This window comes from Hymenobacter glacieicola (assembly GCF_014640315.1).
Lineage (GTDB): Bacteria > Bacteroidota > Bacteroidia > Cytophagales > Hymenobacteraceae > Hymenobacter > Hymenobacter glacieicola.
Map to the genome: position 1 here is coordinate 291,369 of NZ_BMGS01000005.1, position 13,944 is coordinate 305,312.

Below are 13,944 nucleotides of genomic sequence, written 5' to 3' on the forward strand. Positions count from 1 at the left end.
AACGTGCGATAAGCACACTTGTCGTATCCTTTTACGCTTTAGCTAGCGTATGAGGCAGGGTATGCCGACTCAGCCCCCAAAATCCAACGTTCTAAAATTTCTCTACGAAAACAGCTTGTTGCTGGTCGGGGTGGGGCTGGTGCTGCTTACCCTGGTTGGGCAGTTCTTTACAGGTTGGCACGACTACAACTCGGAACTGGAAGATATGGGGCTGCTACCCCTTACCCTGGGTGCCTACGCGCAATCGGGGCATTTTCTGGAGGCTACGTTTGAGAACTGGGAAAGCGAGTTTCTGCAGATGGGTCTGTACGTAGTACTAACTATCTGGCTGCGGCAGCGGGGCTCCTCCGAATCGAAGAAGCTCTACGAAGAAGAGGAAGTGGACCAGGAGCCCGACCCAAGCAAGGAGGACGCTCCCGGTCCCGTGAAGCGCGGGGGCTGGCAGCTGGCCCTGTACCGCCGGTCATTAAGCATTGCGTTTTTTGTGCTGTTTTTCGGGGCTTTCTGGCTGCATGCCAAGGGTGGGGCCGAGGTTTACAGCATTGAGCAGGTACAGAGTGGCAAGCCCGCCGTCGATACCCTGAGTTATATGACTACCAGTCGGTTCTGGTTTGAGTCGTTTCAGAACTGGCAGAGTGAGTTTTTGTCCATCGTGTCTATTGTGGGGCTGTCCATCTTTTTGCGCCAGCATGGCTCACCTGAGTCCAAGCAAGTAGACGCGGCCCACACCGAGACCGGAAAGTAAGCCGCCCCAGTATATTCGTGGGTGGTGAAGGCGGGTGCCGCGCCACGCTGAGTTAGCCGCGTATGCCCTCCGTTCGTTTATTGCTCCCGTCTGCTCGTGCCCTTGTTCAGCGCCTCAGACGGCTAACGGACGCCGTACTGTACAGTAGCATCTGGCTGTCGTTGGCGGCGCTGGGGCTGATGTGGGCTACCTTCCTGTATTGGCAAGTGCACATTCCGCTGCGGCTGGGCGCTCTGATTTTTACCGCTACCCTCTTTTTGTATAACCTCGACAGCGTACTGCCTTATAAACACGGGCAGCAGCCGGGGCTCTCCAAGCGCAAGCAATGGATGCGCGGGCACCGGCGGGAGCTACTGCTGCTGGCGGCAGTAGCTGGCATAGTGGCGGCTGGCTTATTTCTGACCGATGCCCGCCTGAGTGGTACGTTGTTTCTGGCCCACCTGGGGGGTATTTCGGTGCTGTACTCCATGCCCCTGGTAAGGCAGGGCCGGCGCTGGTGGGCCCTGCGCGACTTACCCTTGCTGAAAGTATTTCTGATTGGCTACGTCTGGGCGGCCGTTACGGTCTGGATTCCCGCCCTCTACCTGGGGCGCAGCCTGCAGGAGCCGGTTGTGCTGATTCTGTTTGCGCGGCGGTTCCTGTTTATTCTGGCGCTGGCGTTTGTGTTCGACATCCGGGACTACACCAAGGACCGCCTGACGGGCACCCTGACCTTCCCGGGTGCCTTCGGGATTCAGACTACCAAGATTCTGGCCCTAACTGCGCTAACCACGGCGGCTCTGCTCGTTCCGCCGGGCACCCCGGCCGGCCACGACTTCGTGCTTGCAGTGCCCCTGCTGGCCGCCGCGGCCGTTATCTGGTTTGCCGAGGAGTCGAGGCCGGATTACTACTTTGCCTTGCTGACTGACGGAGTGATGCTAGTGCAGTTCCTGGCGGTATGGTGGGCGAGCCGGGGAACGGCAGTTGGGTTACTCTGAGGATTCCTGCCCCACGCGCTGATGCGTAAGCTCAAGGCACGGGTGGGGGCAGTAGTTGTCAGAGCCTGGGCGGGGTAGCAGTCAGCTCCTGCAACACGGGGCCAATAAAGCGGACAAGGTCGCCGGCTACCAGACCCGCTTCGCCGGTTTGCTGGGCGGCCCGGTCGCCGGCCCGGCCGTGGGCATACAGGCCCAGCAAGGCAGCATCCAGAGGCGACAGGCGTTTATCGGCGCGCAGGGCCAGCAGTAAGCCCGTCAGCACGTCGCCGCTGCCACCGGTGGCCATGCCGGGGTTGCCGGTGCTGTTAAAGTAGAGCGTGCCATCCGGGGCAGCCAGGGTCGTGTAGGCACCTTTCAACACGCAGTAGCACTTGTACTCCCGCGCAAAGGTTCGGAGCTGCTCCAGGCGGTGGTAGTCGTCGCGGGCGGGTTTGCCCACCAGCCGCTCAAACTCCTTGGGGTGCGGAGTAAGCAACGATTCCCGGGGTAGGAGCGGGAGCAGGCCAGGGTTGGCCCCGAGCAGGTTCAGGGCATCGGCGTCCAGCACCAGTGGCACGTTGGCTTTGCGCAGCAGCTGACGCAGCACCTCACAGGTGGCGTGTTCCTGCCCCAGCCCCGGCCCGATGCCGATGGCAGCGTAGGGTTTCAGGTCCGGCAGCTCGGTCACGAAATCGGTGGCTGGGTCCGCTAGGGTCATGGCCTCCGGGGCCGAGGTTTGCATGATGTGGTAGCCTACCGCCGGAATGCGCACGGTCAGCAGCCCTACTCCACCCCGCAGACACGCCCGGGCCGCCAGTACCGACGCGCCGATTTTACCGCGGCTGCCTGCCAGCAGCAGGACATGCCCGAAAGTGCCTTTGTGGCTGAATTTGCTTCGGGCAGGTAGGCGGCCCCGGATAACGTTATCATCCACGAAGTAGTTATCCACAGATGTATTGTGGATAAATGCGGAGTCAAGGTGGATGGGCAGCACCTCCCACTCGCCAACAAACTCCGCATTTTGAGGGAGCAGAAACGCCAGCTTGGGTAGCTCAAAGCTGACGGTATGGTGTGCCCGTACTACCGGGCTGTCTGGGCTCTGGGGTGCATCAGCAAATAAGCCAGATGGTAGGTCCACGGCCACAATAGCCGCTCCCGACTGATTTAAATGCTGCACTAGCGTTGCTGCGGCCCCAGTCAGGGGCCGGCTCAGGCCGGTACCAAACAGGGCGTCAATCACCAGGGCGTGGGCGGGAAGCGGAGGCAGCTTCTTGGCGTCGACTTCCTGGTAGGGCACTTCCGTGGGCAGGCGCCGGCGGTTGAGCGTGAAATCAGCCGATGGCCGGGCGGCGGGCAAACCCCATACCTGAGGTTGGTAGCCGGCCTCGTGGAGCTGGCGCGCAACGGCCAGCCCGTCGCCCCCATTGTTGCCAGGGCCGCAGAAGATGTAAATGGGCCGCTGGCCGGGGAGCGGTAGGCGGTTAAGCAGCCATTCGCAGAAGGCCGTAGCCGCCCGTTCCATCAGCTCGGCGGAAGTAATGCCTTCGGCTTGCAGAGTAGCCGCATCGGCCTGGCGGGTTTGGGCAGCAGTAAGGATTTTCATGGGGCACCGATACTGAGGAGAACTGGATTTGCTGCATACGCGGCGCTAGCGTATTCGATGCGTTGCCTTCCCTGGCTCCACCGTAGCCGGGCCGCCCGCCCGTTTCCTCGTCTCGGCAGTAGCACCGGCAAGCCCCAGCAGCTACCAAACCCGGCCGAAGCAGAGCCGGGGAAAACTTCCGCCCGGTCCGGCGCGTTTCCTACCTGTCAACCCCTCGAACTAAGTATTCTGGACCATGCAAACCTGGAACGATGTAATCCGGCTCGCCAACCACGGCAGCCCGGCTCCCGATAAACGAGTAGAAAAAACTGACGCCGAGTGGCGCGCCCAACTCACGCCCGAGCAGTACCACGTAACCCGCCAGCACGGCACGGAGCGCGCCTTCACCGGCGAGTACTGCGAGGCCCACGAAGCCGGCCTGTACGCCTGCGTGTGCTGCGGCACCCCGCTTTACGACTCGCGCACCAAGTTTGAGTCGGGAACGGGCTGGCCCAGCTTTACCCAGCCCGTAAAGGAAAACGCTATCCGCTACAAGAAGGACACCAGCTACGGCATGACCCGCGTGGAAGTGCTTTGCAACGTCTGCGACGCCCACCAGGGCCACGTCTTCCCCGACGGACCGGCCCCCAGCGGCCTGCGCCTGTGCATCAACTCGGCGGCCGTGAAGCTGGTTAGCGCCAACGAAAAAGTAAGCTAGCCGCTTACGCCCCGCTTCCCTGAAAAAGGCCCCTTGCTTCGCGCAGAGGGGCCTTTTTGGTAAACAAGCAAGCGCCGCCCCGAGCGTCAACGGCGGAGTGGACAGCGCCCGTAGTGAGGCTGTTGATTTTATACCGATTTTCGTGGCCCGTTTGCCCGAACTGAGCCGGAACAGGCGTTGTTCCCAGTCTTTCCCACCCTTTTTTCCTACCCGCCCCATGTCCCTTCTCTTTAACGACTTTGCCAGCTGGCAGGCCCACTGCGCGGCTACCGGCGAACCGCTTCACCAGCCCGTTTTAGCCTACGAAGTAGAGCAGAAAGGCCGCACGGAAGAGGAAATATGGAGCGGCTTGCAGCGGGCTTATGACGTGATGCGCGACGCCGTGCACACGGGCCTGACCCAGAACATGACCTCCCGCTCGGGCATGGTGAACAACGGAGCCAAGAAAATTGCCGCCTCACCGGTAACGGTTTTGTCGCCGGAGTTTAAGCAGCTGGTTACCCGGGCGTTGGGGGCCAAGGAAGTTAACTCGTGCATGGGGCGGGTAGTAGCGGCCCCTACGGCCGGGGCCTCCGGCATTCTGCCCGGCGTGCTCGTTACGCTCCAGGATTTGCACCAGCTCGACGACCGCGCCATTCTGGAAGGGCTGCTGGTTGCGGCCGGCATTGCGCTGATCATTGAGCAGAATGCTTCCCTGGCCGGCGCCGTGGGCGGCTGCCAGGCCGAAACCGGCTCGGCGGCGGCCATGGGCAGCGGGGCCATTGTGTACTGCCTGGGTGGCTCCATAGAGGAAACATTTGCCGCCGTGGCTATTACCATTCAGTGCATGCTGGGTTTGGTCTGCGACCCGGTGGCCGGCCTCGTGGAAGTGCCCTGCGTGGTGCGCAACGCCTCGGCGGCGGCCATTGCCTTCAGCTCGGCCCAAATTGCCATTGCTGGCGTTGACCCGGTGATTCCCGTGGACCAGTGCGTGGCGGCCCTCGGCGAGGTTGGGCAGAGCATGGAAACCCGCTACAAGGAAACGGCCCTCGGCGGCTTGGCCAACACCACCCGGGGCCGGGAAATTGAAAAGATGGTACTGGTGCAGGACGTGCAGATTCTGCCGGACGAGGACGCGCAGTAGGGGCTGGCCTGAGAGCTGGCCAGCCGCTTACACCGGCTTCATTTCCGGCGACACGGTGAGCTTGGCCAGAAAGTCGATGGCCTCGTGGTAGCGGCCGCGCAGGGTATGATATTGCTCCCAGGCCTCGTCGCGGTTGGGGCGCAGGAGCATTCCTTCGGCCAGCAGCTCGTCGTATACCTGCTCGAAGCCGGCGCGGGTGGGGTCTTCTACGGGGTCATTTTCATCAATCAGGGAGGAAGGGGCCGTGCGGGCGCGTTGATCAAAAAAACGGAACACCCGGTTGACGGAAATGCAGCCAGCCTTAAACGTCAGCTCGGCCTGCCGACTACGTGGCCCCTCTACCACGCTAAACATCAGGGCGGCCGTATCCAGAATCAGGCCCGCAGCCGTCACCCAAGAGCGCCCCGGCTGCGGCGACCGGAAAAAAGAAATAATGGGCAGGGAGGTGTGGCTTTCCTCGATTTCCATAAACCACTCCTCCCACCGCTCCCACTGGTCGTCATCGTCGAGTAGGGAGCCGCTGCGGTTTAGCCACGTGAGCAGGGTGTAGGCCGAGGCCGGCGCACCTGCCCGTAGCTCCAGGCGAGCCACCACCAGCTCGCGCCGGGCAAAGGCCTGGTAGATAGTAGGCAGGTAGGAAATCAATAGGGTCATGAGCAGCAGGCCCAGCGTAGCTTCAGCAAAGGTGAAGACTGTGATGAGGGCGCCGCGGGTTTTGTGCGTGCCCAGCGTAAGCAATGAACTGCCGCTGAGCTGGTAGCAGTCGAGCCAGTCCCGCTCGCCCAGGCCCCAGTAAATCAGGGTGAAGCCCGCGCAGATTACGCCCAGCCACACCACCGGCAGCGCCACCAGGGCCACCGGGGCATAGTGGGCCTCTATCCGGTCGCGGCGGCTGTAAGTGCGCGAGAGTCCGGCGGCCAAATCAAAAAAGAAGCGTACCCCCCGAAACACCAGCGCGTTGAGCAGCACCGTTTCGTTGCGGGGCAGCACAAACGAGCGAATAGCCGCCGATAGGGTAACGATAACCAAAAATATTCCGGCCAGGAAAGCCAGGGTTTGCAGCACCAGATCAACAACCATAGGGGCACGTAGTGGAAGGGCCCAGGCAGCGGGCTCACGGCCTTCTACTACGATGGCCTGCCTGAGGTTGAGAAACCATTCAGCTTAGCCGCGCAGTCGCCCGCCCAGCATCCGCGCGGCGATGGGTGGCCCCAGTGGGGCTGGGTTCTTACTTGCGCTCCTTCCAGAGCTGCCGGAACGTTTTGGGGGCTACCTGCACGGCGTCGCGGCGCTTGCTCCAGCCTACCTCGCCGAGCAGGCGGCTGAGCACCCAGTTTTTGGCCGAGGCCGGAGCCAGGTCCCACACCCAGCGGTGCTTCATGCCGTGTAACCACAGCGAAATGGCCCGCCGTTCCTCCTTATCCGTGAAGCCTTCCTGCACGCTTTGCTGGCGGTTTTTGAGCAGGATGTTGTGAATCGGAATCTTGACCGGACAGACGGAGGTGCAGGCCCCGCACAAACTGCTGGCGTAGCTCAGGTGCTTGTTTTCGGCCATGCCCGAGAGGTGGGGCGTGATAACCGAACCAATGGGGCCGGAGTAGGTAGCCTCGTAAGTGTGGCCGCCAATGTTCTTGTACACCGGGCAGATATTCAGGCAGGCCCCGCACCGAATGCAGTTCAGGGCCTCGCGCTTGTCGGGCTGGGCCAGCAGGTTGGTGCGGCCGTTGTCGAGCAGAATCACGAACATTTCCTCCGGGCCGTCCTTTTCCAGGGGCTGGCGCGGGCCGGTGTAGATGGTATTGTACACCGTCACCTGCTGCCCGGTGCCGCTGGTGCTGAGCAGGGGCCAGAACAAATCCAGGTCCTGCAGCCTCGGAATCACCTTCTCAATGCCCACAATGGCAATGTGGGTTTTCGGGAAGGTAGCCGAGAGGCGGGCATTGCCTTCGTTTTCCGTGACGCACACCGCGCCCGTATCGGCCACCAGGAAGTTGCCGCCCGTAATGCCCACCTCAGCCGCGGTGTACTTGTCACGGAGCAGGTGGCGGGCCGTGAGCACCAGCTTCTGGGCGTCGTCGGTGTACTCAATGCCAAGGTGCTTGACAAAGATGTCAGCAATATCGAGCTTGCTCAGGTGCATGGCCGGCGTCACGATGTGGTAGGGCCGCTCCCCATTTAGTTGCACAATAAACTCGCCCAAGTCCGTTTCCACCGACTCAATACCGCGCTTCTCGAGGTACTTGTTCAAGTGAATTTCCTCGGTGGTCATACTCTTGGCCTTCACCACCGTGCGGGCCTTGCGGCGCTCCATAATCTTGCCGACTTCAAACAAGGCCTCCTCCGCGCTCTGGGCCCAGATAACCTTGCCCCCTTTGGCCGTGAACTTCTCCTCAAATTGCAACAGGTACTCGTCCAGGCGGTTGATTACCTGTGTCTTGAGGTAGGAAGCCCGGGCCCGCGCCAACTCGTGGTCCTGGTAGAAGCCCAGGCCCGTTTGCACCGCCGCGTTGTACTTACCAATGTTGAAGCGAATCTTGCGCCGGTGCTCCAGGTCGAAGGCCTTGCGGTCGGAATCGGTAAGAAACTGGCGGGCTTTGGTAGGGGCGAGGGGAGTGGTCGTCGTCGGGTTCATGGCAGGCAGCAAGTTGACCAAATGGTCCGCAAAGATAAAACCCGCCGTCCCACTTGGGCCGACGGGTTTTGGAAGGTAGGAAGAAACGAATAATAAGTTACCTATTTCTTATTCGAGTCGACGATGATGCGCTGGTCGCGGTTGGCCAGGTCCCAGGCGGTATAAAACACCAGACGGGCGCGCTTCTCCATCTTCGGAAACTCGATTTTCTCTACTTCGTCTCCCGGGCCGTGGTAGTCGTCGTGCACGCCGTTGAAGAAGAAAGCTACTGGAATGCGGTGCTTGGCGAAGTTGTAGTGGTCGGAGCGGTAGTAGAAGCGGTTCGGGTCCTCGGGGTCATTGAAGCGGAAGTCCAGGTCCATTTGGGTGTATTTCTGGTTCTGGTCCAGCAGCACCTGGTGCAGCTGGGAGCTGAGCTTGTCCGAGCCAATCACGTACACGTAGTCGCCCTTGCCCTCGTGGTCCTTATCGGTGCGGCCCACCATGTCGGTGTTCAGGTCGACCATGGTCTTTTCCAGCGGGAAGATGGGGTGGTCAGTGTAGTACTCCGAGCCGAGCAGGCCTTTTTCCTCGCCCGTCACCGTCAGGAACAGCACGCTACGGCGTGGCCCGCGGCCTTCGGCTTTGGCTTTGGTGAAGGCTTCGGCCATTTCCAGCACCGTTACCGTACCCGAGCCGTCGTCGTCGGCGCCGTTGTGCACCTCCCCGTTGATGATGCCGATGTGGTCAAAGTGCGCCGACAGAACCATGATTTCGTCCTTCTTGTCGGTGCCCTCCAGATAGCCCAGCACGTTTTCGGTGGTGAAGTCCTCCGTCTTTTTAGCGGCCTTCACTGAAATTTTAGCCGGCTTGAACGGGCCGGCTACCGGCTTGCCGGCGGTGTTTACGCTGGTGGTGTACTTGGTGACGGCCGGAGCCGTGGCGCCGAGCATCTTGTAGCCTACCGCCGGCGACACGAAAAACGCCGTGGCGCGGCCAGTGCCAGGAGCCGCATCTTTAAAGGCGATGCTGGGGCGGCTGATGTAGGGCGTCATGCGCGCCGCCATTTTCTCGAAGTTGCTGTTGGGGTTGAAATCCACGAAGAAAACCGAGCGGGCCCCTTTCTGGCTGGCCATCTGCAGCTTAGCCCGGTAGTCCTGGCCCCATTTGCTACCCTGCCCGTCTTTGCCCAGCAAGGCGGTGCCTTTGCTATTCTGGGGCTCCCCAATCAGAATCAGCAAGTCTTTGCCCCTCACGTCGCCGAGGGCGGCGTAGTCGGAGTAGCCATCTTGCTCAATACCGTAGCCGGCAAATACCGGCTGAATGGCTGTTTCCTGGGCAAAGCCGGTGCTGCCAGCGGCGTAGAAATCGGTCAGCCACTTGTAAGTTTGGCCGCCTACTTTCAGGGTAGCGCCGTCGGCCCAGGTGCTGCGCACCATGGTGAAGTGCTGCAGGTAGGGGTTATCGGAGCCCTGCACCGGACCTTGCAGGCCCAGCTCTTTGAAGCGGTTGGCAATGTACTCGGCGGCCATTTTCTGGCCTTTCTCGCCGGTTTCGCGGCCCTCGTAGGTATCAGAGGCCAGCACGGTGAGGTGCTGGCGCAAATCGGCCTGGGTGATGCTCTCGGCGTAGGTACGGGCGAAGTCGGCGGTAGCGGCCGGAGCAGCTTGGGCAGGTGCGGTTTCGGCCGTAGCAGCGGGTGCTTCGGTTTTGTTTTTGCGCTTAACCTTGACCTTGGTTTTTTCGGGTGCTTGCTGGGCTACCGCGGAGGTAGCTACGCCCGCTGCCAGCAAGAAGGCCAGAAAGGAGTGTTTTTGCATTAGAAGGAAGAGGTTGGGTAGGGAAAAGGGTAGCTAGGAGGTGTGCTCACCTTCTTACAAGTTCACCATATTACCGCTTAAGGTTGCATGATAAGCACGGACGCGTAGGCGGCTACGCCTTCGCGGCGGCCCACGAAGCCGAGCTTTTCGGTGGTGGTGGCCTTGATGCTGATGTCGTCGAGTTCAATGCCCATTACCTCGGCCAGTACCCGCTGCATCTGCGGAATGTGCGGATTAACCTTAGGCGCTTCGAGGCAGATGGTGGAATCGATGTTGGAGATGCTGTAGCCGCGCTCCTGAAGCAGGCGCACTACCTCCGCGAGCAGCCGCTTGCTGTCGATGCCTTTGTACTGGGGGTCAGTGTCGGGGAAGTGAAAGCCGATGTCGCGCAGGTTGGCCGCGCCCAGCAGCGCGTCGCAGATAACGTGGATGAGCACGTCGGCATCGGAGTGGCCGAGGGCGCCGTGGGTGTGGGGCACCTGAATGCCGCCGAGCCAGAAGGGCAGGCCTTCCTGGAGTTGGTGAACGTCGTAGCCGAAGCCAGTCCGGATTTTCATAGGGGCAGGAGAGTAGGAAATGGAGTAGCAAGGTACGGCAACGGAGCCGTTGCGCTTCGGCAAAAAAATATGGCGACCGGCAAAGTAAAAGTTGGCCTCACCCGTCAGAGTGAGAGACCCCCCCGCTACGAGGTAAAAAGAATAGCAGAAAATTAATGGAAACTACGAACTCGTTAAAAGTTTCCGTTGTATCTTTGCACCCGTAGTCATGGAAATCAAAGACCGAATCTTACAAGCAGCCATGGGCCTCTTTACCCGCAACGGGATTAAGAGCGTGTCGATGGATGATATTGCTACCCACTTGGGTATCTCGAAGAAGACCCTGTACAAGTGGTTTGAAAACAAGGACCAAATCGTATCCGCCGTCATCACGAACCATTTGGGCGGGGTGCAGGGCGAGTGCGAGGGCATCATTGGGCAGGCGCAAAATGCCGTGGACGAGATGGTGCAGATGATGGACTGGGCCAAGCGGCAGTTTGCCAACATGAACCCCAACGCCATTCACGACTTACGCAAGTATTACCCGGCGGCCTGGAGCCTGTTTCACGCCCACAAAAACAAGTACATCCTGAGCCAGATTCAGGCCAACCTGCGCCGGGGCGTGCAGGAAGGCCTCTACCGCGCTGACCTCGACATCGAAGTGCTGTCGCGCCTGCGCCTGGCCCAGATTGACATTCTGTTTGACCCCGAAATATTTCCCCATGCCCAGTTTGATCAGCCCCGCGTGCAGGTAGCCTGCAACGAGCATTTCCTGCTGGGCATGGTGACCTTGAAAGGTCACAAGCTCATTAACGAGTACCGTCACGTGACGGAAGAAGAATAAGCTCCATCACCTGCTTTCCGATATGAAGAATAACCTCCGCGTTTTGTTGCTGGCCGCCGGGCCGGGGCTGCTGGCTCCCGCCGGCGCCGCGCTGGCACAGGCGCCGGCATCCCGGCCGGCCGTGTCCGGCCAGTCGGCGCCCCTGGGCGACATGGCCTTATCTCTGCAACAGGCCGTCGATTACGCTATAAAGAACAAGTCGTCGCTCTTGGCGACGCGCTTGGGCGAGCAGACGGCCCGGGCGCGGGTCGGCGAAATTAAATCGGCGGGCTTGCCCCAGGTAAACGTGGCGGCCAACCTGGCCGACAATTTCAAGCTGCAGAAGAGCTTGGTAGATTTCGGCGCCTTCGCCGGCGGCTCCAGCGCTACGCAACTAAGGCCCACGGATATTGCCGCGGCGCAAGGCGGGCAAACCGTCAATCTGTCGACGGTAGTGCTACCCTCCGAGCCGACACCGCCCCAGGCTATAGCGTTCGGCCTGCAGTGGGCCGGCAATACCAGCGCTTCGGTGTCGCAGCTGCTGTTCGATGGTTCCTACCTCATTGGCCTGCGCGCGGCGAAGGTGTATGAGCAGCTCGCCAAAAAGCAGACCCAGCAGGCGGAAATCGACGTGGTAGAGCAGGTGAGCAAGGCGTACTACAGTACCCTGGTAGCCCGGGAGCGGCTGCAACTGCTGGCTCGCAACGTGCAGCGCCTCGACACTATTCTCTACCAAACCAACCAGACGTTCAAGGCCGGTTTTGCCGAGAAGCTGGACGTGCAGCGCCTGCAAGTGCAGCGCAACAACCTGGTAGTAGAGCAGCAGAAAGCGGCCCGTCTTACCGACCTGAGCGTAGCCCTGCTGAAGTTCCAGATGGGCCTACCCCAGGACCAAACCGTGCAACTTACGGACTCGCTTGGCGCGGCCGTAGTAGATGCCGGGGCCCTGCGCCAGCGCCTCGGGGTAGCCAGCCCGACCACGGGCGGGGGCGTGAGTGGCCTGGCTGGGGTGCCGAACGCGCCGGCTCCCGCTACCGGCAACACCGATGCGCAAAACCGGCAGGACCAGCAAACGGCCCTGAGCGGGGCGCGCACCGGCCAGCTGGCCGCCGCCTTCAACTACAATAACCGCATCGAGTTCAGCACGCTGGAAACCCAGCAGGCGCTGGCGGGCCTTGATCTGGCCAACCGCCGGGCCGGCGCCTACCCCCGTTTGCTGGCTACGGCTGCCTATGGTTTCACGGGCTCGGCGAATACTGCCGGTGAGCTGTTTGCTTTCCGCGGGCCTGATTCGCGGGCGGCTAATGGCTTTCCGAACCAGAACTGGTTTGGCTTCGGCAACGTGGGCCTGAGTTTGCAGATTCCGGTGTTTGATGGCTTCCGCCGCAAGTTCCAGGTGCAGCAGGCGCGCATTGCCCAGCAAACCATTGAGCGCGGCTTCGAAACCCTGCGCCAAAGCATTGACCTGCAGGACGCTCAGAGCCGCACGACCCTCATCAACGCCCTGGACGTGCTGGACAACCAGAAAGCCAACCTGGAGCTGGCCGACGAGGTAGCCCGCGTATCGCGCATCAAGTTCAAGGAAGGGGTAGGCTCCAACCTGGAAGTAGTTACCGCCGAAACGTCTCTGCGCGAAGCCCAAACCAACTACTACGCCGCCCTCTACGACGTGCTGGTGGCCAAAGTGGACCGCGACAAAGCGACCGGCGAGCTGTATAACCAAGCCAAGCAATAAGGAGCTAGGAGTCAGAAGCCAGGAGCTAGAAGCTTCTGACCCAGCCGTTTCATCATCCTTCTAGCGCCTAACCTCCAGCTACTAGCTTCTCCCTGACATGAAATACACTACTTCTGCCTTCCTGTTAACCTTGGGCCTGCTGACTGCTTGCGGCGGTCAGAAAGACCCGAAAGCAGAGTTGGCCGAGCTGAAGAAAGAACAAGCCGCCAACCAAGCCAAAATTGCCGAGTTGGAGGCCAAAGCCGGCGCCACCGGCGAGAAAGCTCCGCTGCAGGCTACCCCGGTTTCTATTATTAAAGTCGCTCCCGAAAGCTTCAAGAGCTACCTCGAAGTGCAGGGGCGCGTAGATTTCGACCAGAACGCTACCGTAGCGGCCCGCTCGGCTGGTACCCTCACCAGCCTGCGCGTGCAGCGCGGCGACCGGGTAAGCAAAGGCCAGACCTTGGCTACTATCGACGCCTCGGTCCTCGACGCCAGCATTGCCGAGCTGCGCACCCGCATGGACCTGGCCCGCGTAGTGTACGAAAAGCAGGAACGCCTTTGGAAGCAGGAAATCGGGACGGAAATTCAGTACCTGCAAGCCAAAAACAACTACCAGGCCCTGCAGCGCAACCTCTCCACCCTGAACCAGCAGCGCGCCTTGTACAGCGTGGTAGCGCCCTTCAGTGGTACCGTGGATGATGTGCTGCCGAAACTGGGTGAAACCGTAGCGCCTGGCTCGCCGGTAGTAAAGCTGCTCAGCAGCAGCGGCACGGGTAAAATCGTGGTGGACGTGTCGGAAGCCTATGCCGCGCGCATCAAGGCCGGCGACAAAGCCCTGGTAACCATTCCGGACCTGGGCGCGGAAGAGTTGCCGGCCACCGTGCGGGTAGTCACTAGCACCATCAACCCCACCAGCCGCACCTTCACCACGGAGCTGCGCCTGAACAGCAACAAAGCCGGCCAGCTGCGCCCCAACATGGTGGCCAACGTGCGCATTCAGAACTACGACCGCCCGAACGCCACGGTGCTCCCCGTAGATTTGGTGCAGAAGGATGAACAAAACAGCTACGTGCTGGTAGTCAGCGACAAAGGCGGGCAGAAAGTGGCCGCCAAGCGCATCATCCAGACGGGCAACACCTACAACGGCAAGGTAGAAGTAACCGGCGGCCTCCAGTCCGGCGACCAGGTCATTTCGGCCGGTTACCAGAACCTGAACGAAGGCCAAGTGGTGAGTTTGTAGTTGCCTACGCTCTAGTTGTGCCCAATCAATAGGGCAGGAGCGAGGTAAATACCAGAACGTCAAAACCAGAACT

General features: G+C 60.9%; 12 protein-coding genes. 7 read left to right on the forward strand and 5 right to left on the reverse strand.

What is annotated here, in order from left to right; translation table 11 throughout:
- Positions 1 to 61 precede the first annotated feature (61 nt).
- Positions 62 to 745 carry a DUF6766 family protein gene (locus IEW18_RS11240; RefSeq protein ID WP_188557943.1) on the forward strand — a complete coding sequence of 228 codons (684 nt, stop codon included), beginning with the start codon at positions 62 to 64 and terminating at the stop codon, positions 743 to 745.
- A gap of 62 nt (positions 746 to 807) precedes the next feature.
- Entirely contained in the window at positions 808 to 1,722 is a 915-nt protein-coding gene (locus IEW18_RS11245) for a UbiA family prenyltransferase (RefSeq protein WP_188557944.1), read from the forward strand.
- Between the two features lie 58 nt (positions 1,723 to 1,780).
- On the opposite strand, the gene IEW18_RS11250 is transcribed toward IEW18_RS11245, so the two are convergent.
- A complete protein-coding gene (locus tag IEW18_RS11250) occupies positions 1,781 to 3,304 on the reverse strand; it encodes an NAD(P)H-hydrate dehydratase (protein ID WP_188557945.1) in 1,524 nt (507 codons plus the stop codon).
- A gap of 235 nt (positions 3,305 to 3,539) precedes the next feature.
- Between IEW18_RS11250 and msrB the strand changes: the two genes are divergently transcribed.
- Positions 3,540 to 4,001, forward strand: coding sequence for a peptide-methionine (R)-S-oxide reductase MsrB (gene msrB / locus IEW18_RS11255; protein WP_188557946.1), 462 nt, complete (start codon positions 3,540 to 3,542; stop codon positions 3,999 to 4,001).
- Between the two features lie 217 nt (positions 4,002 to 4,218).
- Positions 4,219 to 5,124, forward strand: coding sequence for an L-serine ammonia-lyase, iron-sulfur-dependent, subunit alpha (sdaAA, locus tag IEW18_RS11260; protein WP_188557947.1), 906 nt, complete (start codon positions 4,219 to 4,221; stop codon positions 5,122 to 5,124).
- 27 nt (positions 5,125 to 5,151) lie between these two features.
- On the opposite strand, the gene IEW18_RS11265 is transcribed toward sdaAA, so the two are convergent.
- From IEW18_RS11265 to ispF, 4 genes are all read right to left on the reverse strand, one after another.
- Positions 5,152 to 6,204, reverse strand: coding sequence for a hypothetical protein (locus IEW18_RS11265; RefSeq protein ID WP_188557948.1), 1,053 nt, complete (start codon positions 6,202 to 6,204; stop codon positions 5,152 to 5,154).
- Positions 6,205 to 6,352: 148 nt separating this feature from the next.
- Positions 6,353 to 7,756: a LutB/LldF family L-lactate oxidation iron-sulfur protein gene (locus IEW18_RS11270; protein WP_188557949.1), complete on the reverse strand. Its 1,404-nt coding sequence runs from the start codon at positions 7,754 to 7,756 to the stop codon at positions 6,353 to 6,355.
- 101 nt (positions 7,757 to 7,857) lie between these two features.
- Positions 7,858 to 9,555, reverse strand: a complete 1,698-nt coding sequence (locus IEW18_RS11275; RefSeq protein ID WP_188557950.1) for a M28 family peptidase — start codon at positions 9,553 to 9,555, stop codon at positions 7,858 to 7,860.
- Between the two features lie 77 nt (positions 9,556 to 9,632).
- Entirely contained in the window at positions 9,633 to 10,112 is a 480-nt protein-coding gene (gene ispF, locus IEW18_RS11280; RefSeq protein WP_188557951.1) for a 2-C-methyl-D-erythritol 2,4-cyclodiphosphate synthase, read from the reverse strand.
- Positions 10,113 to 10,320: 208 nt separating this feature from the next.
- Here ispF and IEW18_RS11285 point away from each other — a divergent pair, with 208 nt between their 5' ends.
- The 3 genes from IEW18_RS11285 to IEW18_RS11295 all read left to right on the forward strand — a co-directional run bounded on the left by IEW18_RS11285 (position 10,321) and on the right by IEW18_RS11295 (position 13,871).
- The gene (locus IEW18_RS11285; protein ID WP_188557952.1) at positions 10,321 to 10,935 is read left to right on the forward strand and encodes a TetR/AcrR family transcriptional regulator; all 615 of its coding nucleotides are present in this window, start codon (positions 10,321 to 10,323) and stop codon (positions 10,933 to 10,935) included.
- A gap of 22 nt (positions 10,936 to 10,957) precedes the next feature.
- Positions 10,958 to 12,649, forward strand: coding sequence for a TolC family protein (locus IEW18_RS11290; RefSeq protein ID WP_188557953.1), 1,692 nt, complete (start codon positions 10,958 to 10,960; stop codon positions 12,647 to 12,649).
- A gap of 97 nt (positions 12,650 to 12,746) precedes the next feature.
- Complete coding sequence (locus tag IEW18_RS11295) at positions 12,747 to 13,871, forward strand: efflux RND transporter periplasmic adaptor subunit (protein ID WP_188557954.1); 1,125 nt, start codon at positions 12,747 to 12,749, stop codon at positions 13,869 to 13,871.
- The last annotated feature ends 73 nt before the right edge of the window (positions 13,872 to 13,944 follow it).

Excerpts from the sequence above, each read along its gene's own strand:
- IEW18_RS11240 (WP_188557943.1), top strand. The coding sequence starts at position 62 with ATGCCGACTCAGCCCCCAAAATCCAACGTTCTAAAATTTCTCTACGAA.
- IEW18_RS11245 (WP_188557944.1), top strand. The coding sequence starts at position 808 with ATGCCCTCCGTTCGTTTATTGCTCCCGTCTGCTCGTGCCCTTGTTCAG.
- IEW18_RS11250 (WP_188557945.1), bottom strand. The coding sequence starts at position 3,304 with ATGAAAATCCTTACTGCTGCCCAAACCCGCCAGGCCGATGCGGCTACT.
- msrB (WP_188557946.1), top strand. The coding sequence starts at position 3,540 with ATGCAAACCTGGAACGATGTAATCCGGCTCGCCAACCACGGCAGCCCG.
- sdaAA (WP_188557947.1), top strand. The coding sequence starts at position 4,219 with ATGTCCCTTCTCTTTAACGACTTTGCCAGCTGGCAGGCCCACTGCGCG.
- IEW18_RS11265 (WP_188557948.1), bottom strand. The coding sequence starts at position 6,204 with ATGGTTGTTGATCTGGTGCTGCAAACCCTGGCTTTCCTGGCCGGAATA.
- IEW18_RS11270 (WP_188557949.1), bottom strand. The coding sequence starts at position 7,756 with ATGAACCCGACGACGACCACTCCCCTCGCCCCTACCAAAGCCCGCCAG.
- IEW18_RS11275 (WP_188557950.1), bottom strand. The coding sequence starts at position 9,555 with ATGCAAAAACACTCCTTTCTGGCCTTCTTGCTGGCAGCGGGCGTAGCT.
- ispF (WP_188557951.1), bottom strand. The coding sequence starts at position 10,112 with ATGAAAATCCGGACTGGCTTCGGCTACGACGTTCACCAACTCCAGGAA.
- IEW18_RS11285 (WP_188557952.1), top strand. The coding sequence starts at position 10,321 with ATGGAAATCAAAGACCGAATCTTACAAGCAGCCATGGGCCTCTTTACC.
- IEW18_RS11290 (WP_188557953.1), top strand. The coding sequence starts at position 10,958 with ATGAAGAATAACCTCCGCGTTTTGTTGCTGGCCGCCGGGCCGGGGCTG.
- IEW18_RS11295 (WP_188557954.1), top strand. The coding sequence starts at position 12,747 with ATGAAATACACTACTTCTGCCTTCCTGTTAACCTTGGGCCTGCTGACT.